The following is a 25947-nucleotide window of genomic DNA, read 5'->3' as shown; positions in this document are numbered from 1 at the left end:
CGCAGCCTGCGGGCGCACAAGGGCGTTTGAATCATGAGCTTTCGCAACATCTCCGCCTGGTGCATCCGCAATCCGGTGCCGCCGATCGTGCTGTTCATCCTGTTGCTGCTGGCGGGGGTCGTCAGTTTCAACCGGATGGACGTCAACGACAATCCGGACATCGAATTCCCGGCGGTGCAGGTCATCGTCGCCCAGCCGGGCGCCGCGCCGTCCGAACTCGAGACGCAGGTGACGCAGCGCGTCGAAGCCGCGGTGCGCAGCGTCAGCGGCGTCGACGAAATGTCCTCCTATGTCAGCGAGGGCAACAGCCGCACGATGGTCCAGTTCGCGATCGGCACCCCGATCGACCGCGCCTATAACGACGTCAACCAGGCGATCTCGCAGATCCGCAGCGACCTGCCCGACGGCATTCTCGAACCGCAGGTCGTGCGCGTCGATATCGCGGGCGGCCCGATCACCTATTTCGCGGTCGAGACGCGCGACATGACGCTGGAGCAATTGTCGTGGTTCGTCGACAATACGGTCGCGAAGGAACTGCTCTCGATCCCCGGCATGAGCCAGGTACGCCGCTCGGGCGGTGTCGACCGCGAAATCCGCGTGATCCTCGATCCCGCGCGGATGCAGAGCTATGGCCTGACCGCGAGCCAGGTGAACCAGCAGCTGCGTCAGGTGAACGTCAACGCGGCGGGCGGGCGCACCGAGATTGCGGGTAGCGAACAGGCGGTGCGCGTGCTCGGCAACGCCGCGAACGCGTTCCAGCTCGGCGACACGCGCATCTCGATCGGGAACGGCCGCACGATCCGCCTGTCGGACGTCGCGAAGGTCACCGACGGCTATGCCGAACAGCGCAACCTCGCGAAGATCGGCGGCAAGCAGGTGCTGAGCTTCTCGATCGAAAAGGCGAAGGGTTCGTCCGACGTCACCGTCCACGACGAGACGATGAAGAAGCTCGCCGAGATCAAGAAGAACAACCCCAAGGTCGACTTCAAGATCCTGTTCACGCGCACCGAATATACGAAGGAACAATATCGCAGCTCGATGGCCGCGATGATCGAGGGCGCGGTGCTGGCCGTCGTCGTCGTCTTCCTGTTCCTGCGCGACTGGCGCGCGACGCTGATCAGTGCGCTCGCGATCCCGCTGTCGGCGATCCCGACCTTCTGGTTCATGGACATGATGGGCTTTTCGCTGAACGGCCTGTCGCTGCTCGCATTGAGCCTCGTCGCCGGGGTGCTGGTCGACGACGCGATCGTCGAGATCGAGAATATTGTCAGGCACATGCGAATGGGCAAGACCGCCTATCAGGCCGCGATCGACGCCGCCGACGAGATCGGCCTCGCGGTCGTCGCGACGACGATGTCGATCGTCGCGGTGTTCCTGCCCGTCGCGCTGATGCCCGGCGTGTCGGGGCAGTTCTTCATCCAGTTCGGCATGACCGTGGTGTTCGCGGTGCTCGTCAGCCTGGCGGTCGCGCGCATGATCACCCCGATGATCGCCGCCTATTTCCTGTCGGCGCAGGGCGAGCAGGATCACGCCTCGGGCCCGTGGGTCGACCGCTATGAGCGCATCCTTGCGTGGACGCTCGACAACAGCAAGCATCAGGCGAAGCGCGCGACCTACGCGCTGACCTCGACGCGGCTGATCTACCTGATCGTGCCGCTGGTGGTCGCGGGCTTTGTCGGCCTGTTGCAGGTCGCGACCTTTTTCCGGCCGGTTCCTGCCGGGCAGGATGCGCCCAACGCCGCGATCCATTTCCTGCTGCTGACGCCGCTGAGCATCGTCGGCGCCTATCTTGCCGCCGGTATGCTCCAGATCATCATCGGCGCGGCCGCCTATGCACTCGGCGTGCGCCAGTGGGCTTTTACCCATTGGGCGAAATCGATCGCGCAGCGCACCTACGCGCGGCTGTTCGACCATCGCGTCTGGATCGTCGGGATCGGCGTCGCGGCTTTCGCGACGAGCATCTTTCTGTTCGCGACGCTGCCGCAGCAGTTCCAGCCGACGATCAACAGCGATTACAGCCAGGTGCGCTGGGAGCTGCCGCCGGGGTCGACGCTGGCGCAGAGCGAGCATATCTCGAACGAGATCAACGATATTCTCGAAGCCGACAAGACGGTCGAGAATGCCTTCTATGACGTCAATGTCGGCGGCGGCACGGTGTACATCACGCTCAAGAAGAAGCGCGAACAGACCAGCGTCGACTGGGAACGCGGGTTGCAGCCGAAAATGGCGGCGATTCCCGACGCGCGCGTGTCGTTCCAGAGCCAGTCGGGTGGTTTTTCGGGCCGTGACCTGACCTTCGTCATCGGCGGCGACGATCCGGCGCTGCTCGAGAGCCACGCGCTGAAGATCGTGGCCGAGATGAGCAAGCTCAAGGAGCTGCGCTCGCCGCGGATCGAGGGCGACATTCCGCGCCCCGAAATCATCGTCAAGCCGCGCCTCGACCTTGCCGCCGAACTCGGCGTCACGACCTCGGCGCTCAGCCAGACGATCCGTATCGCGACGATCGGCGACATCGACCAGAATGCCGCGAAATTCTCGCTGTCCGATCGCCAGATCCCGATCCGCGTGCTGCTGTCCGAAGATTCGCGCCGCGCGCTCGCGACGATCGAGAATCTGCCCGTCCCGACTTCGCGCGGGACGACGGTGCCGCTGAAGTCGGTCGCCGAGATCGGCTTCGGCGCCGGCCCGACCGAACTGCGCCGCTATAACCAGACGCGGCGCATCGTGATCGGTGCCGACCTGGCGCCCGGCCTTGTCACCGGCGACGCGCAGAAGAAGATCGACGCGCTGCCGGCGATCAAGAACATGCCGCAGGGCGTGCGCAAGATCATCCAGGGTGACGCCAAGTGGCAGGCCGAACTGATCAACAATTTCCTGATCGCGGTCGTCTCTGGCCTGCTGCTCGTCTTCTCGACGCTGGTGCTGCTCTATCGCCGTTTCCTGTCGCCGCTGGTCAACATGTCGTCGCTGTTGCTCGCGCCTTTGGGCGGGCTGCTCGGACTGCTGATTACGGGCATGGAAATCTCGATGCCCGTCTATATCGGCCTGCTGATGCTGCTCGGCATCGTCGCGAAGAATTCGATCCTGCTCGTCGATTTCGCGATCGAGGAGATGGATCATGGCGTCGGCAAGATGGAGGCGCTGCTCGATGCGGGCCGCAAGCGCGCGCAGCCGATCGTGATGACGACGGTCGCGATGGTTGCGGGCATGGTGCCGACGGCGCTGTCGCTGTCGGGCGATGGCGCGTGGCGCGCCCCGATGGGCGTCGTGGTGATCGGCGGGCTGACCCTGTCGACGCTGCTGACGCTGCTGATCGTGCCCGCAGGGTTCAGCCTGGCCGACAGCATCGAAAAGCGCCTCGGCCGCTTCTTCTCGCGCAACCTTCTGACCTATCGCAAGGGCGACGATGTGAAGCCGCACGGCGCCGCGGCGCCCGAACCGGCGGAATAATGCAGGCGAACCGGCGCGGTAAGTCGCTGCGCCGGTTGCAACCTTTGCGGCGTTTCGCCATTTGGTTCGCATGACCGACAGCCTTCTTTCCCGGCCGATAGGCGTCGCCATTCCGGCGCGGGGCTCCAATATCCGTGTGGTGGCGACCGGATTGCTGATCGTCATGGCGGCGGTGTTCCTCGCCGCGCGCTATTTCGATCACGTCCATCCAGCGGTCGGTTTCGTGCGCGCCTTTGCCGAGGCGGCGATGGTCGGCGGGCTGGCCGACTGGTTCGCGGTGACCGCGCTCTTCCGCCATCCGCTGGGCCTGCCGATCCCGCACACCGCGATCGTGCCGCGCAACAAGAACCGCATCGGCGACACGCTCGCGCGCTTCCTGCTCACCAATTTCCTGCTGCCGCGGCTGATCGCGCGCAAGATGCAGACGGTTGACGTCGCGGGCGCGGTCGGGAAATTCCTGTCGCAGCCGGCCGAGGGCGGCGGGCGGCTCAAGCTCGGCGCGTCGCGGATCATCGCCGACGGGCTCGGCGCGCTCGACCAGCAGCGGCTGGGCGGCATGGTCAAGTCGGCGATCGCCGACCGCCTGCGCGACCTCGACGTCGCGCCGCTACTCGGGCAGGCGTTGCAGGCGGCGCTCGCCGAGGGGCGGCACCAGCCCTTGCTCGACGCGATGGTCAAATGGGGATCGAAGACGCTCGAACTCAACGAACATCTGATCCACCAGATGGTCCACGACAATTCGAACGCGATCGTGCGCTTCACCGGGCTCGACGAGAGCATCTCGAACCGCATCGTCGCGGGGCTGTCGAAGCTGCTCAGCGAAATGGCGGTCGACGAGACGCACCCGCTGCGCATCCGTGTCGAGGAAGGGCTCGCCAAGATGGCGCTCGACCTGCAGCACGATCCCGAAGTTCAGGCGAAGGTCGCCAAGGTCCGCGACGAGCTGCTCGAAAACAAGGCGGTCAAGCGCTGGCTCGACGGATTGTGGGAACAGGGGCGCGCGGCGCTGCTCAAGGCCGCGCGCGACCCCGACACGATGCTCGCGGGGCGGATCGGTGAGCTCGTCACGCAGTTCGGCACGATGCTGGGCGAGGACGAGGGGCTGAAGCGCACGCTCAATCGCTATGCCCGGCGCGCGGTGGTCGGGACGGTCGACAGCTATGGCGAGACGGCGCTGAAGCTCGTGTCCGACACGATTCGCGGGTGGGACGCCAAGACGATCACCGACCGGCTGGAAAATGCGGTTGGCGACGACCTGCAATATATCCGCATCAACGGCACGCTGGTCGGCGGATTGGTCGGCGTGCTGATCCACGCGGTGGATGTGCTGCTTTAGACGAGGCTCGCGAGCCCTTCGCGAAACGTCGGATAACGTGGCGCCCAGCCCAGGAGCCGCTTCGCCTTGCCGTTCGCGACGCGGCGGTTCTCGGCATAGAAGGCGCGCGCGGCAGGCGAGAGGCCGGCTTCGTCGAGCGGCAGGAGCGGGGGAAGGGGCGCATCGAGCATCGCGCAGCCCCATTCGACCAGCCGGTTCTGGTGGCAGGGCTCGTCGTCGGCGAGGTTGTAGATGCCCGCCGGTCCGCGGAACGACGCCATGACGCCGCCCGCGATGTCATCGACATGGACGCGGCTGAAAACCTGACCGGGCAGGTCGATCCGGTGCGCGCGGCCTTCGTTGATCCGGTCGAGGATCGAGCGGCCGGGGCCATAGATGCCGGGCAGGCGAAAGACCCGCACGTCGCCGCGCAGCGCCGACCATGCGGCGTCGGCGGCGTTGCGGTCGGGGCGGCGGCCCTTGATCGGCGCGCTTTCGTCGACCCACGCGCCGCCCGTGTCGCCATAGACGCCGGTCGAGGACAGGTAGCCGACCCAGCCGGCAGGGGCGACGGCGATCGCCTGTCCGAAACGGTCGAGGACCGGATCGCGGCCGCCTGCAGGTGGGACCGATGAGAGGATATGCGTCGCCGAGCGCAGCGCGCCGATTACCGCAGCCTCGTCGGCGAACGCGATGCTCTCACCGCGCCCGTCTTGCGTGGTGCCCTCCACGTCCCAGCCGCGCGCGCGCAGGCGCTCCGCGAGATGACCCGCGGCATAGCCCATTCCGAAAATCAGCATCTTCGCCATTGCAGCGCTTATTGCGCGCCTGCGGCGCCGCGCCTAGACCCTCGTTCATGACCGACGCCTCTTCCACGCCCGCCATTCCCGTCACCATCCACCGCGCCGATTACCGGCCGCCCGAATGGCAGCTTCCCGACATCGCGCTCGATTTCGCGCTGGGGATCGACGAGACGCGCGTCACCGCCGCGCTGTCGGTGGTGCGCAGCGCCGACGCGCCAGTGCCGTTGATGCTGCGCGGCGACGGGCTCACCGCACTCGCGGTGCGCGTCGACGGCGAGGGCTGGAACGACTGGCGCATGGAGGGGCCCGACCTGGTCGTCGATCTCGGCGAGCGGACCGAGGCGGTGGTCGAGGTCGACACCGCGATCAATCCGGCCGCGAACACGCAGCTGATGGGCCTCTACGCGTCGAACGGGATGCTCTGCACCCAGTGCGAGGCCGAGGGCTTTCGCCGCATCACTTTCCACCCCGACCGGCCCGATGTCCTGAGCCGCTACAAGGTGCGGATGGAAGGCGACAAGGCGCTGTTTCCGATCCTGCTGTCGAACGGCAATTGCATCGAAAAGGGCGATGCTCCCGAGGGAGAGAATGGCGGCGGGCGGCACTGGGCGCTGTGGGAAGATCCGTGGCCGAAGCCCTCCTACCTCTTCGCGCTCGTCGCGGGCGACCTGGTCGTCAATCGCGACGAGTTCGTCACCCTGTCGGGGCGCAAGGTCGAACTCGGCATCTGGGTGCGCGAAGGCGACGTCGAGCGCACGAGCCACGCGATGCAGGCGCTCAAGAACAGCATGAAATGGGACGAGCAGGTCTATGGCCGCGAATATGACCTCGACCTGTTCAACATCGTCGCGGTCAGCGACTTCAACATGGGGGCGATGGAGAACAAGGGGCTGAACATCTTCAACACCCGCTACATCCTCGCCGACCCCGACACCGCGACCGACCTTGATTATGACGGCGTCGAGGGCGTCGTCGCGCACGAATATTTCCACAACTGGTCGGGCAACCGCGTCACCTGCCGCGACTGGTTCCAGCTGAGCCTGAAAGAGGGGTTCACCGTCTTTCGCGACCAGAGCTTTTCGGCCGACATGGGCTCGCCGCCGGTCAAGCGGATCGAGGATGTGCGCCTGCTCCGCGCCGCACAATTCCCCGAGGATGCGGGGCCGCTCGCGCATCCGATCCGGCCCGACTCCTATCAGGAAATCAGCAACTTCTATACCGCGACGGTCTATAACAAGGGCGCCGAAGTCATCCGGATGATGCACACGATGGTCGGCCCCGAGCGCTTCCGCAAGGGGACCGATCTCTATTTCGAACGCCACGACGGCGAGGCGGCGACGTGCGAGGATTTCGTCCGCGCGATCGAGGAGGGCGCGGAGGTCGACCTCAAATTGTTCCGGCGCTGGTACGAACAGGCGGGGACGCCGCGCGTCACCGCGCGCATCGAGAGCGACGAGGCCACCGGCGAGCGCGTGCTGCACCTCGCGCAGACGGTGCCCGCGACGCCCGGCCAGCCCGACAAGGCGCCGACCTTGATCCCGCTACGGATCAAGGCGTTCGACCTCGACGGCGGGCATGGCATCGAGGAGGAACGGCTTGTCCTGCTCGACCGCGCCGAGATGGCGGTGTCGCTCGGCCATTATCGCAGTCGGCCGATGCTGTCGCTGAACCGCGGTTTTTCAGCGCCGGTGATCGTCGATTTCGCGCGCGAGGACGGCGAACTGGCGTGGCTTGCGGCACACGACGACGATCCGTTCGCGCGCTATGAGGCGTTGCAGCAGCTGATGCTCGACACGCTGGTCGCCGCCGTGTCGGGCGAGAAGGTCGATCACAGCGTCGTGATCGACGCCGTCGCGCAGACGCTTGGCGGACGCGCCGCCGATCCGGCATTCGTTGCCGAGGCGGTGCTGCTGCCGAGCGAAGCGTTCGTCGGCGACCAGATGGTCGTCGTCGACCCCGACGCGATCCGCCGCGAGCGGCTGGCGCTGCAGGCGGCGATCGGCGGTGCGTTGGAAGCCGAGTGGCGCGCGATCCTGGCCGAAACGCCGCCGCCCGCCGCGATCCTGTCGCGCAAGGCGAAGGGGGGCCGGCGCCTGCGCGGCGTCGCGCTTGCGTACCTCGCGGCGACGGGATTGCCCGATACGCCGGCGGTCGCGTTCCGGATCTTCTCCGACGCCGATGGGATGACCGAACGGCAGGCGGCGCTCGCGACGCTGGCGCATGGCGACAGCGACGAACGGGTGGCGGCGCTCGATATCTTCTACCAGCGCTATCGCGACAATCCGCTGGTACTCGACAAATGGTTCCAGGTGCAGGCCTGGTCGCTGCGCCCCGATACCGTCGATGCGGTGAGGGAACTCGCCGAGCATCCCGACTTCACGCTGGCGAACCCCAATCGCGTGCGCTCGCTCTATGGTGCGCTGACGGGCAATCAGGCGGCGTTTCATCAGGCCGATGGCGCGGGCTACCGGCTGATCGCCGATCTTGTCATCGCGCTCGACCCGAAAAACCCGCAGACCGCGGCGCGGATGATCCCGCCGCTCGGCCGCTGGAAACGCTTCGACGAGGCGCGGCAGGCGATGATGAAGGCCGAACTGCAACGCATTCTCGCGCAACCGGGCCTGTCGCGCGACGTGACCGAACAGGCGTCGAAGAGCTTGCTGGGCTAGCGTCGGCTTCGGGCGGGCCGGAACCTGCCTTTCGATTTCTGGCGCAAGACTATAGTAACCTTCTCATTTGACCCGGTTTTAAGTCCCTGCGAGGCATGGAAGCCCGCAGAACGGGAGTGGGTCGATGTCGATACGCGTGACGGGGTATGCCTTGATTTCCAGCGCGGCGCTCATCGCCGGTGCCCAAGCCGAGAAAGCGCCCGAGGCCGACCCGGCGCGCTATGTCGCCGCTTTCACGACGATGTGCCGCGACAGATTTCCCGACGTCGACGCCGTTGCCCGAAACGCAACGTTGAACGGATGGAACGAAACCACGCCGCGACTGATCAGCGGAACGGCGCCCGTGCAAATGCCGCGCGTGTTCATCAAGGATGGCCTGATGCTCACGACGACAAATGGTTCGAGCCCCGTTTACAGCGCGACCTGTCAGATCACGGGATCGGCAAACACCAGCCTGTCGGGCGCCGATGTGGCTGCAATACTCTCACCGGCGATCACCATGGGTGAACCGCAGCTCGGCCCGGGCAATCCGAAGCAGAACGACTTTGCGCGCTGGACGCAGAGCGGCGGGATCGTCGTCGAGGCCGGTATCGCAGTTTACAACAAGCGTGTGCGGACAATTTCGATCTCGATCCGGAAGGCCCGATAGGTTCGCCGACGGCCGCCGCAAATCCATCGGCCCCCGTCGGTGCCCAGCCGTATATCGGGCGCGCTGTCGGCGATCGGGCGGTCAGGCGATCCTGAAATGGCTGAAAAATGGCTGTAGCCGCCAGCGGATCTGCGCTTCGTCGAGCATGGCGTCTTCCACGCCGAACAGGCGGTTGAGCATCATGTCGCCCGAAATCGTCGATAGAAAAAGATGCGCGGCCGCTTCCGGATCGTCGATTGCCGCCTTGCCGGTGGCAGCCCATTCGGCGAATAATGCGGATACCTCCGCAATGAAAGGAAGGTGAAGGTCGCGATAGGTTTGCAACGCGAATTCGCGGTCGCGAAGGCCCTCGGAAACCAGCATTCGCAACAGCGCCACCGTGCGCGGCGATTGCCAAAGCCCGATCTCGCGGCGGACGAAGCCCATCAGGATTTCGACGGCAGACGTATCGGACGCCTCCACCTGGTTGACGCGGCCATGCATCGTCTCGTCGCGCCAGCGTACGGCGATCGCATGAAGCAGGCCCTGCTTGTTGCCGAACAGCTCGTAGAGGGTCGCGAGCGAGCCGCCCGACCGCCGGACGATCTCGGCGAGACTCGTCCTGTCATATCCCTGATCCATGAACAGCGTTTCGGCGGCGTCGAGAATCGCCTCGTACCGCCGTTCGCGCGGACTGGTGGGCCCCTTGGGTCTATCGGTTTGACATAGAGTCACTTCATTCTCGACCAACTGCCCGTCCTCTCCCTTGCTCTTTTCTGTAATTTAAATTACACCGCGCCAAAGCGCAACGGTTTCCATCCGTCGACGTTCACCAAAACAGCGAATTTTTCAGGGGTCCCTATGAGTCGCGTCCGTCCCTTTGCAAGCGCCGCCGGCGCTGCGCTGGCCCTGTTGCTGGCTGGCTGTTCGTCGGAAGCGCCGCCTGCGCCTCCGCCGCCCGAGGTCAACATCGTGACGGTCGGGACGCAGCCTGTTCCCAACATCATCGAGCTGCCCGGCCGTGTGCAGGCCTATCGCACTGCCGAAGTGCGCGCGCGCGTCGACGGGATCGTCGAGCGCCGCCTGTTCGAGGAAGGCAGCTATGTTGCCGCGGGCAAGGCGCTGTTTCGGATCGATCCGCGCCAGTTGACCGCGAACGTCAATGCGGCGCGCGCCCAGCTTGCCCGCGCGCAGGCGACCGCCGCCAATGCACGGCAGGTGGTCGGCCGCTATCAGCCGCTGCTCTCCGAACAGGCGATCGGCAAGCAGGAGTATGATGCTGCGGTTGCCGCGCAGCGCACCGCCGAGGCCGACGTCCAGTCGGCGCAGGCCAATCTCGATTCGGCGCGGCTCAGCCTGGGCTATGCGAGCGTGACGGCGCCGATTGCCGGCCGGGCGCGGCGCGCCGAGGTGACCGAGGGTGCGCTGGTCAGCGCGGCGCAGGGCACGTTGCTCACGACGATCGAACAGATCGACCGCGTCTATGTCAATTTCGGCCAGTCGAGTTCGGATCTGATGGCGATCCGCCGCGACATCGAAAGCGGGAAGCTGCAGATTCCGCCGGTGGGCCGGGTCGAGGTGCAGCTGGTACTCGAGGATGGCACCCCCTATCCGGTGGTCGGGCATCTCGACTTCCTCGACCTGTCGATCGACGAGGCGACCGGCACCGCGGCGTTGCGCGCCGAATTCCCCAATCCCGCCGATACACTCCTGCCGGGGCAATTTGTGCGCGCGCGTATCAAGGCCGGTTTCAGGCCGAACGGCATCCTGATCCCGCAGCGCGCGGTCAAGCTGTCGGCCGATGCGGCGACGGTGATGATCCTCGATGCAAAGAACATCGTCACGATCCGTCCGGTGAAGCTCGGCATGATGCAACAGGGGCAGTGGGCGATTCTCGACGGGCTGCGCGCCGGCGACCGCGTGATCGTCGACGGGCTGCAGAAGGTCCAGCCGGGGCAGACCGCCAAGGTCGGCGGAACCGCGGCGACGCGGCCGACGCCCGCCAAAACCGCGACGAAGAAACGCTGAGCCGCGCCGCATGAGCCCGCGCTTTTTCATCGACCGGCCCATTTTTTCATGGGTCATCGCCATCGGCATCCTGCTGGCCGGAATCATCGCGTTGCGCGGTTTGCCGGTCGAACAATATCCCTCGGTCGCGCCGCCATCGCTGACGATCAGCGTCACCTATCCGGGCGCCGATGCGAGCACGCTCGAGCAGAATGTCACGCAGGTGATCGAGCAGGAGCTGAACGGGGTCGAGGGCTTCCTCTACATGGCCTCGACCAGCGAATCGAACGGGACGGCCTCGATCACGCTGACGTTCGAAGCCGGCACCAATATCGATGACGCCCAGCTGGAGGTGCAGAACCGTCTCCGCCGGGTCGAACAACGCCTGCCCGACGATGTGCGCCGTCAAGGCATCTCGGTCACCGAGGCCAATTCGGGCTTCCTGCTGATCGTCGCGATCACGTCGAAGAGCGGCAACACCGACCCGATGGAGGTCAACAATTTCGCGAACACGCGCGTGCTCGACGAGCTGCGCCGCGTGAACGGCGTCGGCAACGTCCAGGCCTTTGCGCCCGAATATGCGATGCGCATCTGGCTCGACCCGCAGAAGCTCGCTTCGCACAATCTGTCACCCGCCGAAGCGCTGGGCGCGGTGCAGGAGCAGAACAGCCAGACGCCGGGCGGCCAGCTCGGCGACCAGCCGCTTGCAAAGAATGCGCAGCTCAACGCCGTGATCACGACGCAGGGGCGTTTCACCAAGCCCGAGCAATTCGAAGGCATCATCCTGCGCGCCAACCCCGACGGTTCGGCGGTAACGCTGGGCGACGTCGGGCGCGTCGAGCTGGGCGCGGCGAATTATGTCTTTTCCTCGGAGCTCAACGGCAAGCCGATGGCGGGCCTTGCCATCCAGCTGACGCCAGGCGCCAACGCGCTGTCGACCGCCGAGGGTATCCGCAGCCGGATGGAAGAGCTTTCGAAGGGCTTTCCGCCCGACGTCACCTGGTCGATCCCCTACGACACGACCCCCTTTATCAGCCTGTCTATCGAAGAGGTGGTGAAGACGCTGGGCGAAGCGATGATCCTGGTCTTCCTGGTCATGTTTCTCTTCCTTCAGAACTGGCGCGCGACGGTAATCCCGACGATCGTCGTCCCGATCGCGCTCGCGGGCGCGTGCCTCGGCCTCTGGATCGCGGGCTTTTCGATCAACGTGCTGACCCTGTTCGGCATGGTGCTGGCGATCGGCATTCTCGTCGACGATGCGATCGTCGTGATCGAGAATGTCGAGCGCATCATGAGCGAGGAGCATCTGTCGCCCTATGAAGCGACGGTGAAGGCGATGAGCCAGATCACCTCGGCGATTATCGGCATCACGCTGGTGCTGATCGCGGTGTTTATCCCGATGGCCTTCTTCCCCGGCTCGACGGGCGGCATCTATCGGCAATTCTCGCTGACGCTCGCGATTTCCATCGCCTTTTCGGCCATGCTCGCGCTGACCTTGACCCCGGCGCTCTGCGCGACGCTGCTCAAGCCGCACGATGAGGAGAAGCGGAGCGGGCCCATCGGCGAAAGATTCGACCGCTTCTTCGCCCGCTTCAACGGCTGGTTCGGCCGCACGACCGATCGCTATCAGGGGCGCGTCGGACGCATATTGTCGTCGCCGCTGCGCTGGCTCGGCGTCTTCGTGGCGATGGTCGCGGTGACCGCGCTGCTCTTCACGCGCCTGCCGGGTTCGTTCCTGCCGCAGGAGGATCAGGGCTATCTGATCACCGTCGTCCAGGCGCCGCCGGGCGCGACGACGCAGCGCACCGATCTGGCGTCGGCCCAGGTGAAAAAATTCTTCGCCGCGCAGCCGCAGGTTGCGAACACCGTACTCGTCCGCGGTTTCAGCTTCTTCGGTCAGGGGCAGGCGAACGCGATCATGTTCACCCCGCTCAAGCCGTGGGACGAGCGCACGGGCGACGGGGACAGCGCCGATGCGATCGCCGGCAAGGCCATGGGCGCGTTCATGGGGATCAAGGAAGCGTTCGTCTTCTCGCTGAGCCCGCCGTCGATTCCCGAACTCGGCACCGCGAGCGGCTTCACGTTCAAGCTGCAGGATCGTGGCGGCAACGGCCGCGCGGCGCTGATGCAGGCGCGCAACCAGATGCTGGGCGGCGCGATGCAGAGCAAGCTGCTGGCGAACGTCCGTCCCGAGGGGCAGGAGGATGCACCGGTGCTGAAGGTCGATATCGACCGCATCAAGGCGCGCGCCCTCGGCCTGTCGATCGGCGACGTCAACGCGACGCTCGCGATCGCCTTTGGCAGCGCCTATGCCAACGACTTCACGCGTGAGGGCCGCGTGCTGCGCGTGCTGATCCAGGCCGACGCCGCGAGCCGGATGACCCCGCAGGACGTCACCGACCTCAAGGTGCGGAGCGCGGCGGGCGAGATGGTTCCCTTCGGTTCGTTCAGCACCGCCGAATGGTCGGCCGAGGCGCCGCAGCTCCAGCGCTACAACGGCTATCCCGCGATGACGATCTCGGGCGAACCCGCGCCCGGCCAGTCGACCGGCGAGGCGATGGCGGAGATGGAGCGGCTTGCGGCCTCGTTGCCCGCAGGTTTCTCCTATGAATGGACGGGCATTTCCTATGAGGAGAAACAGTCCGCGGGGCAGATCGGGATGCTGCTCGGCCTGTCGCTCGTCGTCGTCTTTCTGCTGCTCGCGGCGCTCTATGAAAGCTGGTCGGTGCCCGTCGCGGTGCTGCTCGTCGTGCCGCTCGGCGTGCTCGGCGCGGTGCTCTTCTCGATGATGCGCGGGCTCAGCGCCGACATTTATTTCAACGTCGGGCTGATCACGATCATCGGCCTGTCGGCGAAGAATGCGATCCTGATCGTCGAATTCGCGATCGAGCAGGAGGCCGAGGGCAAGTCCACGCTCGACGCGGTGATGGAAGCGGTGAAGCTACGGCTGCGCCCGATCATCATGACCAGCCTGGCGTTCATCCTTGGCATGGTGCCGCTGGTCATCGCGAGCGGCGCGGGCGCGGCGAGCCGCATCGCGGTCGGCTCGGGCGTAATGGGCGGAATGATCGCCGCCACTCTGCTCGGCATCTTCTTCATCCCGCTTTTCTATCTGTCGGTGCGCAAATGGCTGAGCCGCAAGCGACCGCCCGCGCCCGGCGAGCGAGGTCATCATGACCCGGAGCCCGGCCATGCGTAAGTTCGCCGTCCCTTTCGCCGCGATCGCGTTGACCGGCTGCGTCAACCTCGCGCCCGAGCATGTGCGGCCGCCGCTGGCGACCGACGCGCATTATCCGCAGGGGTTCGAGAATGACGTGACGCCGGGGCAGCGCGCGAGCGACGTCGCGTGGCGCGACTTTTTCGCCGACCCGCAGCTTGAAGCACTGATCGCGCGCGCGATCGAGCGCAATCGTGATCTGGCGGTGGCCGTCGCGCGCATCGAGGAGGCGCGCGGCCTCTATCGCATTCAGGACGCCGATCGCCTGCCGACCGTTGGCGCGAGCGCAGAGGCCGCGCGTAGCCGGGGCCCGTCGCTGACCGGCGCCGGAACCGACACATCGAACCGCTATTCGGTCGGAGTCGGCGTCACCTCGTTCGAACTCGATTTCTGGGGCCGGGTGAAGAATCTGTCGGAGGCGGCGCGCAGCCAGTATTTCGCGACGCAGCAGGCCGAGCGCGCGTTCCGGCTGACGCTGGTTCGCGACGTCGCATCGACCTATTTCGCCTCGCACGGCGCCGAAGAGCAGATCGAGCTTGCCGAGGCGACGGTGACCAGCCGGCGCGAAGGCCTGCGGATCGCGAAGCTGCGCCTCGATGCGGGCGTGACTTCGGCGCTCGACTATCGCCAATCGGAAACGCTGCTTACGCAGGCCGAAACGCAGCTTGCGAGCCTGAAGCTCGCGAAGGCGCAGGCGGACAATTTCCTTGCTGTGCTCGTCGGCGGTCCGCTTCCGGCCGATCTGCCCGCGCCGCTGTCGCTGGCCGCCCAGTCATCGCCGCCGGCGCTGTCGGCTGGCCTGCCGTCGGACCTGCTCGTCGCTCGGCCCGACATCGTGGCGGCGGAGGAACAGCTTCGCGCGGCGCGCGCCAACGTTGGCGCGGCGCGCGCCGCCTTCTTCCCGTCGATTTCGCTGACCGGCAATGTCGGTTTCGCGTCGAGCGCGCTCGACGGCCTGTTTACCAACAATGGGCTGACGTGGAGCTTCGGGCCGTCGATCACCCTCCCGATCTTCGATTTCGGGCGCAACCGGGGCAATCTGACGGTCGCCGAGGCGCGCGAGAATATCGCGGTCGCGACCTATGAAAAGACGGTCCAGTCGGCCTTTCGCGAAGTCGCCGATGCGCTCGCCGGGCGGCGCTATCTTGCCGAACAGGTCGAGGCGCAGGAGCGCGGTACGCTGGCGACGCGCCGCATCGCCGACCTGGCGCGCAAACGCTACCGCGAGGGCGTTTCGACGTATCTCGAAGTGCTCGACGCCGAACGCAGCCTGTTCGCCGCCGAACAGGCATTGATCGAACTGCGCCGCGCGCAGGCCGACAATCTGGTGACACTTTATGTCGCGCTGGGCGGAGGGTTGGTCGGGCCTGCCTGACCGTGGGCTCGCCGGTCAGTCGTAAAGGCTTACGGCTTCGGTCGCTCGCTTTTGCGCACCCGGCCCCTCGGCCTGATAGGCGGCGACGATCTGCGCGATGACCGACAGGGCAAGCGTTGCCGGATCGCGCGTTGCCGGGATCAGCCCGGCGGGGGTCCGGAAATGCTCGAGGGTCGATTCGCCGAATCCCTTGCCGCGTAGCATCCTCAGCCGGTCACGGCGGCTTTGCGCGCCGCCGATGGCGCCCACATGGAGATGCGGTTGCCGCAGCGCCCAGGGGAGCAGGACCTCTTCCCACTCATGGTCGTGGAACAGCAGGATAAAGGCGGTCCAGCGGTCGCCCCGAAGCGGGGGAGGGGCGCGGTGGTCGATCGGCATTGCCGCGATGCCGGTGGCGGCAAGCTCGGCCACGTCCGCCGACGCCGGAGAAACAGCGCGAACATCGGCGCCGAAGAAATGGGCGAGGCGCGCGGTCGCGACCAAGGCATCGCCGTGCCCCATCGCGACGATGCGCAGGGACGGAACAAAGAGCCGGAGAAAGCTGTCGCCCGACCAGCCGCATGTTGCGGTGGACCGGGCAGCGGTTATTCCAGCGTCCGAAATAGAGATCGCGGCTGGTTCACGCGCATCGAGGCGGGCAAGCGTTGTGGCGATCGCCCGCGGGTCGGGGCGGGGTGTAAACAGCAGGTCGATTCCGCCGCCGCAGGGAAGGCGGATGTCGATATAAGGCGATCCCGCGCCGAAGCGGACGATGCGGCTTTCCCCGGTTGCGAGGATCGACCGCGCCTCGCCGACGATCGCCGCCTCGATACAGCCGCCGGAGAAGGAGCCGCGATAGTCGCCGTCCGATCGGACGACCATCTGCGCCCCCAGCGCGCGTGGCGACGACCCCGCGATGCCGACCAGCGTGACGAGCACGGCGTCTCCGGCAGGCGCGTCGAGCGCAAAGCGCAGGATGTCGGCGGGGGTGATTGCCAGCGGGTTCATTTTGCCGGACAGTCGCGCAACGGAGGAAGCGACATGATCGATCCGGGCGCGGTTGCCGCCATCTTTCTGGCCGCGGGCCGGTCGAGCCGGTTCGGCGCCGCGGACAAGCTGCTCGCGCCGATCGATGGCATGCCCGTCGCGCTTCGTGCGGCGGCGGCGATCGTCGAGCTTGCGCCAGCGCGGCGTATCGCGGTCTGCCCCGATCGTGACGGCGACCTTGCGACGCTGCTCGCGGCACAAGGGTTCGAGATCGTCGCCAACCCGGATACCGATCTTGGCCTGTCGGCCTCGCTGCGGCTTGGTATCGGGGCGGCGGCGTCCGGTCCCGAGAGGGCGGCGCTGCTCTGCCTGGCCGATATGCCCTTCGTGCGCGCGGCGCACCTGCGCAAGCTACTGGCGCGGTTCGATCTCGAAACGGCGCCGGTCGTCGCATCGAGCCGCGATGGCGTGCCGACGCCTCCGGCGCTGTTCGCGCGCGCGGTGTTCGACGAACTGGGTACGGCAACGGGCGATCGGGGAGGGCGCGCGCTTCTTGCCTCGGCGGCGCTGGTTCCGGCAGCCGCCGGCGACCTCGCCGACATCGACCGCCCCTCGGACCTCTCCGTGCGGTAGCAGTCGCGCCGCCGCGTCATGCGATCGCCGGCAGGCGGTCGATCAGCTTGTCGAGTGTGACCGGATAGTTGCGCACGCGAATGCCGGTTGCGTGATAGACCGCGTTGGCGACCGCCGCCGCGACGCCGCAAATCCCCAGTTCGCCGACGCCCTTTGCCTTCATCGGCGACGTGGTCGGATCGACCTCGTCGAGGAAGATCACGTCCTGCGACGGTATATCGGCGTGGACGGGCACTTCGTAGCCGGCGAGGTCGTGATTGACGAAAAAGCCGAATCTTTTGTCGACCGCCAACTCCTCCATCAGTGCCGCGCCCGCGCCCATCGTCATCGCGCCGATGACCTGGCTGCGCGCCGCCTTCGGGTTGAGGATGCGCCCTGCCGCACACACGGCAAGCATCCGGCGCAGACGGATCTCGCCGGTCGCGGCGTCGACCGCCGCCTCGACGAAATGTGCGCCGAAGGTCGACTGCTGGAAGGTCTGCGCGAGGTCGCCATATTCCATCATGTCTTCGGCCACGACCTCCCCGTCGGCCGCCGCCCTGGCGAGCGCGATGCTCTTTCCGCCGGCGCTGACCTTGCCGTTCGCAAAGGTGGCTTTTGCCGGATCGAGACCCAGTTTTTGCGCGATAGCGGTACGCAGCTTGGCGCAAGCGGCATAGACGCCGGCGGTCGAGCTGTTCGCGCCCCACTGGCCGCCCGAGCCCGCGGATACGGGGAAGAGCGAGTCGCCGAGGCGGACCTCGACCTGATCGAGCGGTACGCCCAGCATTTCGGCGGCGGTCTGCGCGATGATCGTATAGCTGCCGGTGCCGATGTCGGTCATGTCGGTCTCGACGATCACCCGGCCCGCGCGATCGAGCCGCACGCGCGCCGCCGATTTTTCGTTGAGATTGTTGCGGAAGGCGGCGGCGACTCCGGTGCCGACGAGCCAGCGGCCGTCGCGGGTCAGGCCGGGCTTCGGATTGCGCGCCGCCCACCCGAATTTGTCGGCGCCGATCCGGAGGCATTCGTTGAGCTGGCGCTGCGAGAATTTGCGCTCGGGCTTCTCGGGGTCGACCTGCGTATCGTTGAGGATACGGAAGGCGACGGGGTCCATGCCCAGCTTTTCGGCCATTTCGTCGATTGCGATCTCCAGCGCCATCAGCCCGGGCGCCTCGCCGGGCGCGCGCATCGCGTTGCCTTCGGGGAGGTCGAGGACGGCGAGGCGCATCGCGGTCATGCGGTGGGGCGCGGCATAGAGCAGGCGCGTCTGCCCGACCGCGGTTTCGGGGCCGCCGCCCTTGAGGTCACCCGACCAGCTTTCATGGCCGATCGACGTCAGCTTGCCGTCGGATGTCGCGCCAAGGCGGATGCGCTGGATCGTCGCGGGGCGATGGGTCGTGTTGTTCGCGATGAGCGGACGCGGCAGTGCGACCTTGACCGGCCGACCGGCAGCCCTGGCACCGAGTGCCGCGAGGATCGCGTCGGCGCGGACGAACAATTTGGCGCCGAACCCGCCGCCGATATAGGGCGAGACCAGCCGGACATTCTCCCTTGGAATACCGAGCGTTTTCGCGACGTCGCCGACCGACCAGGCGATCATCTGGTTCGATGTCCACAGGGTGAGCTTGTCGCCGTCCCAGCTTGCGATCGAGGCGTGCGGCTCCATCATCGCATGGCTGTGGTCGGGGGTCGTATAATGTTCGTCGAGCTTGACCGGTGCCGAGGCGAAGGCGGCGTCGAAATCGCCGAAGCTGCTGTCGGGTTCGGTGCCGAAAAAGGCCGGAGGCTTGATTGCCCCGTCGAGCGAACTCGCGAGGTCGAAATTGCCCTTGTCGCGGGTGTATTGGACGCGGACGAGCCCTGCCGCCGCGCGCGCCTGTTCGAAGCTTTCGGCGACGACGATCGCGATTGCCTGATGATAGTGCTGGATTTCGGGTCCGCCGAGCAGGCGGGCGGTGTTGAAGTCGCCTTTGCCGAGCATCCCGGCGCTGGCCGCGGTGACAATGGCGAGGACGCCGGGCGCCGCCTTCGCCTCGGCAAGATCCATCGACGCGATGCGGCCCTTGGCGATCGCCGACCCGACAATGAAGCCATAGGCCTGGTTCGGCACCGCGTCGTGGCGTTCATAGGCGTAGGGCGCGGTGCCGCTGGTCTTGAGCGGCCCCTCGATCCGGCTGGTCGGCTTGCCGACGACCTTGAGCTGGTCGATCGGGTTCTCGGTCGCTGGCGTGTCGAACTTCATCGGTTCAGCCTTTCGCTTGCGCCAGCACCCCGGCGAGCGTGCGCTCGACGAGGGGCAGCTTGTAGGCATTTTCGTGGCTGGTCTTCGCGCCCGCGAGCAGCGCCGAGGTCGCCGCCTTCGCGCCGCGCGGCAGCTCCGCATCGGCGGCCTTGACCCGCCACGGCTTGTAACCGACCCCGCCGAGCGCGACGCGGCCGCTGCCGTCGGGCTGGACGACGACGCCGACCGAGATCAGCGCGAAGGCATAGGAGGCGCGGTCGCGGACCTTGTGATAGATATGCGTGCCGCCGACGGGTTTCGGCAGGGTCACCGCAGTGATCAACTCGCCCGGCGCCAGCGCGGTTTCGAGGTGCGGCGTGCTACCCGGCGCGCGGTAAAGGTCGGCGAGAGCGATGCGGCGCGTCTTGCCCGCCTTGTCGACCGTCTCGACCATCGCGTCCAGTGCCTGCATCGCGACCGCCATGTCGCTGGGGTGGGTGGCGATACAGGCCTCGCTCGCGCCGACCACAGCGTGCAGGCGGCTGAACCCGCCGATGGCGGCGCAGCCGCTGCCCGGCCGGCGTTTGTTGCACGGCTGGTTGGTGTCGTAGAAATAGGGGCAGCGCGTGCGCTGGAGGAGGTTGCCCGCGGTCGTGGCCTTGTTGCGAAGCTGGCCCGAGGCGCCCGCGACGAGCGCGCGCGAAACGAGGCCATAGTCGCGCCGGATGCGCGCGTCGGCGGCAAGGTCGGTGTTGCGCACCATCGCCCCGATCCGCAGCCCGCCATCGCTCGTCGGCTCGATCGTGTCGAGCTTCAACCGGCTGACGTCGATCAGATGAGCGGGGGTTTCGATCTCGAGCTTCATGAGGTCGAGGAGGTTCGTGCCGCCCGCGATGAAGCGCGCGCCCGGCGTGCGGGCAAAGCCGGCGGTGGCGGCGGCGGGGGTGTCGACCCGCTCGTAGGTGAAGCTTTTCATGCCTTCACTCCCGCGACGTCGATAATCGCCTCGACGATGTTGGAATAGGCGCCGCAGCGGCAGATATTGCCGCTCATCCGCTCGCGCAGTTCGTGCGGCGTGACGGCGGGCGCGGCGGTGAGGTCGGCGGTCACATGGCTAGGGATGCCGGCCTTGATCTCGTCCAGCACCGCGACCGCCGAGCAGACCTGGCCGGGGGTGCAATAGCCGCATTGATATCCGTCGTGGACGACGAAGGCCTCCTGCATCGGATGCAGATTGCCCGGCTGGCCCAGCCCCTCGATCGTCGTGATCCGGTCGCCCTCGTGCTGGACCGCGAGCGACAGGCAGCTGTTGATCCGCCGCCCGTCGACGATGACGGTGCAGGCGCCGCACTGGCCGTGGTCGCAACCCTTCTTGGTGCCGGTCAGGCGCAGATGCTCGCGCAGCGCGTCGAGCAATGTCGTGCGCGTATCGAGTTCGAGCGAGTGCGCGGTGCCGTTGACTTCGAAATCGACCTTCGCGGTCGGCGGGCTTGCCGGAGCCTTGGCGGATTCTGTCTCGGCCATCGCGGGTCTGGCGACCGCCGCGGTGGCGACCGACGCAGCGCCGCCGGCCAGCAGTCCGCGCCGCGAAATGGGAAACTCGTCTGATGGCGCCATATCATGTCCCCGATTGTCTGATGCGCCCGCGGATTGCAGTCCCCGCAGAGCTTTGAGCCATTATGTGCCGGATGGGACGATGCATCGCCGCCCCGCAATCTTTTCGGTGGTGCGCGAACGGTATCATAGGGATGTGCGGTACGGCAATCGGGAGTCTCGCGGCGTCGCCGCTTTTCAGTCCAATGGCAGCTCGGGCACGATATTGACACCGGTTACCTTGTTCTTTATTCCTGCCGCAAACCAATCTCATTCGAGGATGCCGCCATGTTCGATCGCACCTATTACGCCACCCATCCCGCGATGATGGAGGACGTATCGAACGCGGAGCTTCGCGACCGCTATCTGATCCGGAATTTGTTCCGGACCGGCGAGTGCGTTCTCAACTACACCCACGCCGACCGCTTCGTGATCGGCGGGGTTGCCGTCGGCGGCGCGCCGGTCAAGCTGCCGGCGCAGACCGAGCCGCCGTCGGCGGCCGGGCACCCGTTTCTCGAGCGACGCGAGCTTGCGATCGTCAACATTTCGTCTGTGGAAGGCACCATCACCGTCGACGGTGAGGTCTTCACGCTCGGCAACAAGGATTGCCTCTATGTGACGATGGGCGCGACGGACGTCGAGTTCGCGGGGCAGGGCGCGCGCTACTATCTGGCGTCGTGCCCGGCGCACAAGGCGTTCACGACGCGAAAGCTCGGCATCGCCGACGCCAATGCGCTCGACCGCGGCAGCCTCGCCGAATCGAACGAACGCACGATCTACCAGCTCGTCATTCCCGGCGTTTGCGACAGCGCGCAGCTCGTCATGGGGCTTACCGTGCTAAAGGAAGGCAGTGTCTGGAACACGATGCCGCCGCATATCCACGAGCGCCGCAGCGAGATCTATTTCTATTTCGAACTCGACAATGTCGAGACCGACCGCGTGATGCATTTCATGGGCGAGGGCGAGGCGACGCGCCACATCGTCATGCAGAATGAGGAAGCGGTGATCTCGCCGCCGTGGTCGATCCACATGGGTGCGGGTACGAAATCCTATGCCTTCATCTGGGCGATGGCGGGCGAGAATCAGGATTATACGGACATGAACGTCCTCGACATCTGTCAGCTGTCGTAAAGAACGTTCCAGTCTTCTTCGTCACCCTGAACTTGTTTCAGGGTCCAGGGCCGGACCCTTCCCAAGTTGCCGCGCCGGATGAGGGGACCGACCATGGATGCTGAAACAGGTTCAGCATGACGAGAGGATGAGACGACCGATGTCATTGTTCGACCTAAACGGAAAAGTCGCCTTGGTCACCGGCGCCAACGCCGGCATCGGACAGGGGATCGCGGTGGCGCTCGCCGAGGCGGGGGCCGACATTGCCGCTGCGGGCCGCACGCCCGCTGACGAGACCGTCGGCAAGGTGCGCGGACTCGGACGGAAGGGCGAAAATTTTGCCGCCGACCTGTCGAGCGTCGGCGCGGTGCAGCCGCTTGTCGATGCGGTGCTCGCCGAATTCGGCCGCATCGACATCCTCGTCAACAATGCCGGCATCATCCGCCGCGCCGACGCGGTCGATTTCACCGAGGACGACTGGGATGCGGTGATGGACACCAATCTCAAGACGCTCTTCTTCCTGTGTCAGAGCGTGGGTCGCCACATGATTGCGCGTATCGAGAAGGAGGGGGGCTCGGGCAAAATCATCAACATCGCCTCGATGCTCACCTTTCAGGGCGGCATCCGCGTGCCGAGCTATACCGCGTCCAAATCGGGGGTCGGCGGGCTCACCAAGCTGCTCGCCAACGAATGGGCGGCGAAGGGCGTGCAGGTCAATGCGATCGCCCCGGGCTATATCGCGACGAACAACACCGCCGCGCTGCAGGCCGACGAGACGCGCAATCGCCAGATTATGGAACGTATTCCGGCGGGGCGCTGGGGCGATCCCGCCGACATCGGCGGTGCCGCGGTGTTCCTCGCTTCCTCGGCGTCGGACTATGTGCAGGGCCATATCCTCGCCGTCGACGGCGGCTGGCTCGCGCGCTAGCATCGCGCCATGACCGCCCGCCTTGTCTTTTTCGGCGAACTGCTGATCCGCCTGACCGCGCCGGGCAACGAGCTGCTGATGCAGTCGCCCGCGCTGTCGCTTCATGTCGGCGGCGCCGAAGCGAATGTCGCGATCGGCCTCGCGCATCTCGGCCACGACTGCGCGATGGTCAGCTCCATCCCACCCAACGCGCTGGGTCGCGGAGCGGTGGCGGCGGTACGCGGCGCCGGTGTCGATTGTAGCGCCGTCACCAGTCACCCCGGGCGGATGGGCCTCTATTTCCTGAGCGTCGGCGCCGGGCTGCGCGCGTCGGAAATCGTGTACGACCGTGCGGGATCGAGCTTCGCGACGACCGGGCCCGACGATTATGATTTCGACCGATTGCTGGCGGGGGCGGGGCTGCTGCACCTGTCGGGGATCACCCCCGCGCTCGGGCCACGCTCGGCCGAAGCTGCGCTGGCGGCGGCTCGCGCGGCGAAGCGGCTGGGCGTACCGGTCAGCTTCGACGGCAACTATCGTGCCATGCTGTGGGACGCGTGGGACGGCGATCCGCGTGCGATCCTGTCGGAGTTGATCGGAACCGCGGATATCCTGTTCGGCAACCACCGCGACCTGTCGCTGGTGCTTGAGCGCGCGTTCGGCGGCGAGGGAGAGGATCGGCGGCGGGAAGCGGCCGAAGCGGGTTTTTCGGCCTTTCCGAACCTCAGGCTGATCGCATCGACCGCGCGGCACACCGTCACCGCCGACCATCATCGCATCGCGGCACGCATCGACCTGCGCGACGCAAGCCACCAGACGGCCGACGTCGATGTGACGGGCATCGTCGACCGCATCGGTGCCGGTGACGCCTTCGCAGCGGGGGTGCTTCATGCGCATCTGTCGGGCGGCGATGCGCGCGCGATGGCGGAAAGCGGACTCGCGCTCGCCTGCCTCAAACATTCGCTGCCGGGCGATGCCAGCCGCTTCGGGCAAAGCGACATCGACGCCTTCCATTCCGGGGCGCTCGACGTCCGGCGATAGAGCAGGTCAGCCGCGCGGCGGCGCGACCGACTGGCGTTCGATGAAGGTCGACGGCATCACCGGATTTTCATCGTCGGCCGCCTTGGCGCTGGAGCCGAGGAAATCGGCAACGAGCGTACGCGCGGCACGCGATCCCATCTCGCGGATCGGCCAGCGCACCGTGCTGAGCGCAGGCCAGATATGCGTCGCGGTTGGCGAATCGTCGAAACCGATGATCGACAGGTCTGCGGGAACCGACAGACCCTTGCCATGCGCAACGCTCATCACGCCTGCTGCCATTTCGTCGTTCGACACGAAAACGGCGGTCGGCGGTTCCTTGAGCGACAGCATCGCCTCGCCCGCCTCGACTCCTGCGGTGTAGCGATAGTTGCCGGGCGCGTAGAGTTCGTCGGGAAGCGACAGGCCCGCCGCGGCGAGCGCCGCGCGGAATCCCTCTTCGCGTTCGGCGGCCGAGCGGAAGCCGGCGGGGCCGCGCACGAAGCCGATGCGGCGGTGGCCAAGCGCGATCAGCTTGCCGACCGCCTCGGCGACGACCTCGCGATCGTTCGACGACACGCAATGCCTTGCATCGTCGAGCGGCGCCGATCCGACCCGAACATAGCGCACGCCCAGATCCCCGCAGAGTTTCGCAAGATCGTCATTTTCCGAAATCGGCGGCAGCAGCATCGCGCCGATCGGACGCTGCTTTTCGAGGAACAGGCGCACGTCGTCGAGCAGCTTGTCCGAGCCGCGATCGACCGGGCGGACGAGCAGCGCCAGATCGCTGTCCTTGATCGCGTCGAGAACGCCCTGCTGGAAATTGAGCACCGTCTGCGCGTTCGGATTGTCGTGGAGCAGCGCGATGAGGAAATTGCGGCGAAAGGCGAGCGCACGCGCCTGCGGATTGGGAACGAAGCCGAGCGTGTCGATCGCCTGCTGCACCGACTTGCGGGTTTTTTCGCTGATGAACTCGGACCGGTTGATGACGCGGCTGACCGTCTTTTTCGAAACCCCCGCGAGCGCCGCGACATCGTTGATCGTCGGTTGCTTGCCACCTTGTCCGCCCGCGCGTGCCGCCATGATAACGCTTTCTCTCCACCGCGCCGCGCACCTGAAGCGCCAAGCCCAGTTTTCGGCCGGTACCGTCCCTAGTGAAGGCTTGGCCGCGCAAAATCAACCGCGGCCACGGCTATTCGCTTGCTTTTGACACCGGTGTCTTTTAGAACATTCCGCGGAAGAGGGATATCACAAAGATGCCGGCAACGAACGAACAGCAGAATATCGCCAAGGCGTTTCTCGCGGCGCGTCAAAAAAAGACACCGCTTACCTCGTATCCCGGCGCGATGCCCGCGAGCATGGCGGAGGCCTATGCGATCCAGGATGCGGCAATCGCGTCCGACGGGCGCCGTGTCGGCGGCTGGAAGGTCGGCCGCATCGCCACCGAACTGGTCGGCACCTATGGCGACAACCGCTTGACCGGCCCCATTTTCAGCGACGAGATTTTCGACGGCAGTACGGGGCAGCGGCCCGCAATGCCGGTCTATGCCGACGGTTTCGCGGCGGTCGAGGCCGAAGTCCTGTTGCGCCTGGGTGATGTCGGCACGCGCGATCATGACATGGATTCGGTGAAGGACATCATCATAGAGGTGCGCACCGGCATCGAGATCGCAAGCTCGCCCTTTCCCGCGATCAACCAGCATGGCCCAGCGGTCACGGCCTCCGACTATGGCAATAACAAGGGGTTGATCCTCGGCCCCGCGATCCCCGGCTGGCGCGATGCCGACCTGATCCGCATGCCTGTCGAATTTTTCGTCGATGATGCAGCGGTCGGCGGCGCGACGATGGAGACGATGCTCGACGGTCCGTTCGGATCGGCGCTTTTCCTGATCCGCACCTTGCGCGCGCGCGGTATCGCGATCACCCCCGGCACCTGGGTGTCGACCGGGGCGATCACCGGAATCCATGAAATCCGGCCCGGCCAACGGGGCGATGCGCTCTTTGGCGGAGAAATCCGCGTCGGCTGTGCAATTACAGGATAAGAGACAGACCAG

Annotated in this window: 19 protein-coding genes; 12 read left to right on the top strand and 7 right to left on the bottom strand. The window is 66.3% G+C overall.

Annotated features, from left to right (window positions below; translation table 11 throughout):
* Window positions 1-33 precede the first annotated feature (33 nt).
* Both ATE64_RS07585 and ATE64_RS07580 read left to right on the top strand, forming a co-directional pair.
* Window positions 34-3450 carry an efflux RND transporter permease subunit gene (locus ATE64_RS07585; RefSeq protein ID WP_058454122.1) on the top strand — a complete coding sequence of 1139 codons (3417 nt, stop codon included), beginning with the start codon at window positions 34-36 and terminating at the stop codon, window positions 3448-3450.
* A 70-nt stretch (window positions 3451-3520) separates the two neighbouring features.
* Window positions 3521-4786 carry a DUF445 domain-containing protein gene (locus tag ATE64_RS07580; RefSeq protein WP_058454121.1) on the top strand — a complete coding sequence of 422 codons (1266 nt, stop codon included), beginning with the start codon at window positions 3521-3523 and terminating at the stop codon, window positions 4784-4786.
* Here the strand turns inward: ATE64_RS07580 and ATE64_RS07575 are convergent.
* Complete coding sequence (locus ATE64_RS07575; protein ID WP_058454120.1) at window positions 4783-5574, bottom strand: hypothetical protein; 792 nt, start codon at window positions 5572-5574, stop codon at window positions 4783-4785. The two genes, ATE64_RS07580 and ATE64_RS07575, sit on opposite strands and share 4 nt — an antisense overlap.
* A gap of 47 nt (window positions 5575-5621) precedes the next feature.
* Here ATE64_RS07575 and pepN point away from each other — a divergent pair, with 47 nt between their 5' ends.
* Together pepN and ATE64_RS07565 are read left to right on the top strand one after the other, a co-directional pair.
* Window positions 5622-8237 (top strand): aminopeptidase N, encoded by a 2616-nt coding sequence (gene pepN / locus ATE64_RS07570; RefSeq protein ID WP_058454119.1) that lies wholly within the window; start codon window positions 5622-5624, stop codon window positions 8235-8237.
* Between the two features lie 124 nt (window positions 8238-8361).
* Window positions 8362-8886 carry a hypothetical protein gene (locus ATE64_RS07565; RefSeq protein ID WP_058454118.1) on the top strand — a complete coding sequence of 175 codons (525 nt, stop codon included), beginning with the start codon at window positions 8362-8364 and terminating at the stop codon, window positions 8884-8886.
* An 81-nt stretch (window positions 8887-8967) separates the two neighbouring features.
* On the opposite strand, the gene ATE64_RS07560 is transcribed toward ATE64_RS07565, so the two are convergent.
* Window positions 8968-9615, bottom strand: a complete 648-nt coding sequence (locus ATE64_RS07560; protein ID WP_156416549.1) for a TetR/AcrR family transcriptional regulator — start codon at window positions 9613-9615, stop codon at window positions 8968-8970.
* Window positions 9616-9726: 111 nt separating this feature from the next.
* Here ATE64_RS07560 and ATE64_RS07555 point away from each other — a divergent pair, with 111 nt between their 5' ends.
* The 3 genes from ATE64_RS07555 to ATE64_RS07545 are packed head-to-tail and all read left to right on the top strand — an operon-like array spanning window position 9727 to window position 15464.
* Window positions 9727-10893 (top strand): efflux RND transporter periplasmic adaptor subunit, encoded by a 1167-nt coding sequence (locus tag ATE64_RS07555; RefSeq protein WP_058454116.1) that lies wholly within the window; start codon window positions 9727-9729, stop codon window positions 10891-10893.
* Window positions 10894-10903: 10 nt separating this feature from the next.
* Entirely contained in the window at window positions 10904-14071 is a 3168-nt protein-coding gene (locus ATE64_RS07550; protein ID WP_058454115.1) for an efflux RND transporter permease subunit, read from the top strand.
* On the top strand, window positions 14064-15464 hold the full coding sequence (locus ATE64_RS07545; RefSeq protein WP_082657644.1) for an efflux transporter outer membrane subunit: 1401 nt from the start codon (window positions 14064-14066) through the stop codon (window positions 15462-15464). The genes ATE64_RS07550 and ATE64_RS07545 overlap by 8 nt, the downstream gene beginning before the upstream one ends.
* Before the next feature lie 15 nt (window positions 15465-15479).
* Here the strand turns inward: ATE64_RS07545 and ATE64_RS07540 are convergent, their stop codons facing one another.
* On the bottom strand, window positions 15480-16451 hold the full coding sequence (locus ATE64_RS07540) for an XdhC family protein (protein WP_082657631.1): 972 nt from the start codon (window positions 16449-16451) through the stop codon (window positions 15480-15482).
* 33 nt (window positions 16452-16484) lie between these two features.
* Between ATE64_RS07540 and ATE64_RS07535 the strand changes: the two genes are divergently transcribed.
* A complete protein-coding gene (locus ATE64_RS07535; RefSeq protein ID WP_058454114.1) occupies window positions 16485-17063 on the top strand; it encodes a nucleotidyltransferase family protein in 579 nt (192 codons plus the stop codon).
* Window positions 17064-17079: 16 nt separating this feature from the next.
* On the opposite strand, the gene paoC is transcribed toward ATE64_RS07535, so the two are convergent.
* Genes paoC through paoA form a run of 3 tightly spaced genes read right to left on the bottom strand, consistent with a single transcriptional unit; the run spans window position 17080 to window position 20883 of the window.
* Window positions 17080-19287 carry an aldehyde oxidoreductase molybdenum-binding subunit PaoC gene (paoC, locus tag ATE64_RS07530; RefSeq protein WP_058454113.1) on the bottom strand — a complete coding sequence of 736 codons (2208 nt, stop codon included), beginning with the start codon at window positions 19285-19287 and terminating at the stop codon, window positions 17080-17082.
* Window positions 19288-19291: 4 nt separating this feature from the next.
* A complete protein-coding gene (locus ATE64_RS07525; protein ID WP_058454112.1) occupies window positions 19292-20242 on the bottom strand; it encodes a xanthine dehydrogenase family protein subunit M in 951 nt (316 codons plus the stop codon).
* Entirely contained in the window at window positions 20239-20883 is a 645-nt protein-coding gene (gene paoA, locus ATE64_RS07520) for an aldehyde dehydrogenase iron-sulfur subunit PaoA (protein ID WP_058454111.1), read from the bottom strand. Before paoA ends, ATE64_RS07525 begins: the two co-directional genes overlap by 4 nt.
* 264 nt (window positions 20884-21147) lie before the next feature.
* Between paoA and kduI the strand changes: the two genes are divergently transcribed.
* From kduI to ATE64_RS07505, 3 genes are all read left to right on the top strand, one after another.
* Window positions 21148-21990: a 5-dehydro-4-deoxy-D-glucuronate isomerase gene (gene kduI / locus ATE64_RS07515; protein WP_058454110.1), complete on the top strand. Its 843-nt coding sequence runs from the start codon at window positions 21148-21150 to the stop codon at window positions 21988-21990.
* Between the two features lie 139 nt (window positions 21991-22129).
* Window positions 22130-22897, top strand: coding sequence for a 2-dehydro-3-deoxy-D-gluconate 5-dehydrogenase KduD (kduD, locus tag ATE64_RS07510; RefSeq protein ID WP_156416548.1), 768 nt, complete (start codon window positions 22130-22132; stop codon window positions 22895-22897).
* Window positions 22898-22906: 9 nt separating this feature from the next.
* Window positions 22907-23917 (top strand): sugar kinase, encoded by a 1011-nt coding sequence (locus ATE64_RS07505; protein WP_058454109.1) that lies wholly within the window; start codon window positions 22907-22909, stop codon window positions 23915-23917.
* A gap of 6 nt (window positions 23918-23923) precedes the next feature.
* On the opposite strand, the gene ATE64_RS07500 is transcribed toward ATE64_RS07505, so the two are convergent.
* Complete coding sequence (locus ATE64_RS07500) at window positions 23924-24976, bottom strand: LacI family DNA-binding transcriptional regulator (protein WP_058454108.1); 1053 nt, start codon at window positions 24974-24976, stop codon at window positions 23924-23926.
* 173 nt (window positions 24977-25149) lie between these two features.
* On the opposite strand from ATE64_RS07500, the gene ATE64_RS07495 reads away from it, so the two are divergent.
* Window positions 25150-25935, top strand: coding sequence for a hypothetical protein (locus ATE64_RS07495; protein WP_058454107.1), 786 nt, complete (start codon window positions 25150-25152; stop codon window positions 25933-25935).
* Window positions 25936-25947: the final 12 nt, after the last annotated feature.

It is taken from the genome of Sphingopyxis sp. H073 (assembly GCF_001468395.1).
Taxonomy (GTDB): Bacteria; Pseudomonadota; Alphaproteobacteria; order Sphingomonadales; family Sphingomonadaceae; genus Sphingopyxis.
Note: the sequence above shows the minus strand (reverse complement) of the source record. Positions and strands in the feature narration are given on the sequence as shown.

Coding starts and splice junctions, on each gene's coding strand:
- ATE64_RS07545 (WP_082657644.1), top strand. CDS start 14,064: ATGCGTAAGTTCGCCGTCCCTTTCGCCGCGATCGCGTTGACCGGCTGC.
- paoA (WP_058454111.1), bottom strand. CDS start 20,883: ATGGCGCCATCAGACGAGTTTCCCATTTCGCGGCGCGGACTGCTGGCC.
- ATE64_RS07505 (WP_058454109.1), top strand. CDS start 22,907: ATGACCGCCCGCCTTGTCTTTTTCGGCGAACTGCTGATCCGCCTGACC.
- ATE64_RS07575 (WP_058454120.1), bottom strand. CDS start 5,574: ATGGCGAAGATGCTGATTTTCGGAATGGGCTATGCCGCGGGTCATCTC.
- ATE64_RS07565 (WP_058454118.1), top strand. CDS start 8,362: ATGTCGATACGCGTGACGGGGTATGCCTTGATTTCCAGCGCGGCGCTC.
- kduI (WP_058454110.1), top strand. CDS start 21,148: ATGTTCGATCGCACCTATTACGCCACCCATCCCGCGATGATGGAGGAC.
- ATE64_RS07525 (WP_058454112.1), bottom strand. CDS start 20,242: ATGAAAAGCTTCACCTACGAGCGGGTCGACACCCCCGCCGCCGCCACC.
- ATE64_RS07555 (WP_058454116.1), top strand. CDS start 9,727: ATGAGTCGCGTCCGTCCCTTTGCAAGCGCCGCCGGCGCTGCGCTGGCC.
- ATE64_RS07550 (WP_058454115.1), top strand. CDS start 10,904: ATGAGCCCGCGCTTTTTCATCGACCGGCCCATTTTTTCATGGGTCATC.
- ATE64_RS07500 (WP_058454108.1), bottom strand. CDS start 24,976: ATGGCGGCACGCGCGGGCGGACAAGGTGGCAAGCAACCGACGATCAAC.
- paoC (WP_058454113.1), bottom strand. CDS start 19,287: ATGAAGTTCGACACGCCAGCGACCGAGAACCCGATCGACCAGCTCAAG.
- pepN (WP_058454119.1), top strand. CDS start 5,622: ATGACCGACGCCTCTTCCACGCCCGCCATTCCCGTCACCATCCACCGC.
- ATE64_RS07535 (WP_058454114.1), top strand. CDS start 16,485: ATGATCGATCCGGGCGCGGTTGCCGCCATCTTTCTGGCCGCGGGCCGG.
- kduD (WP_156416548.1), top strand. CDS start 22,130: ATGTCATTGTTCGACCTAAACGGAAAAGTCGCCTTGGTCACCGGCGCC.
- ATE64_RS07580 (WP_058454121.1), top strand. CDS start 3,521: ATGACCGACAGCCTTCTTTCCCGGCCGATAGGCGTCGCCATTCCGGCG.
- ATE64_RS07585 (WP_058454122.1), top strand. CDS start 34: ATGAGCTTTCGCAACATCTCCGCCTGGTGCATCCGCAATCCGGTGCCG.
- ATE64_RS07540 (WP_082657631.1), bottom strand. CDS start 16,451: ATGAACCCGCTGGCAATCACCCCCGCCGACATCCTGCGCTTTGCGCTC.
- ATE64_RS07495 (WP_058454107.1), top strand. CDS start 25,150: ATGCCGGCAACGAACGAACAGCAGAATATCGCCAAGGCGTTTCTCGCG.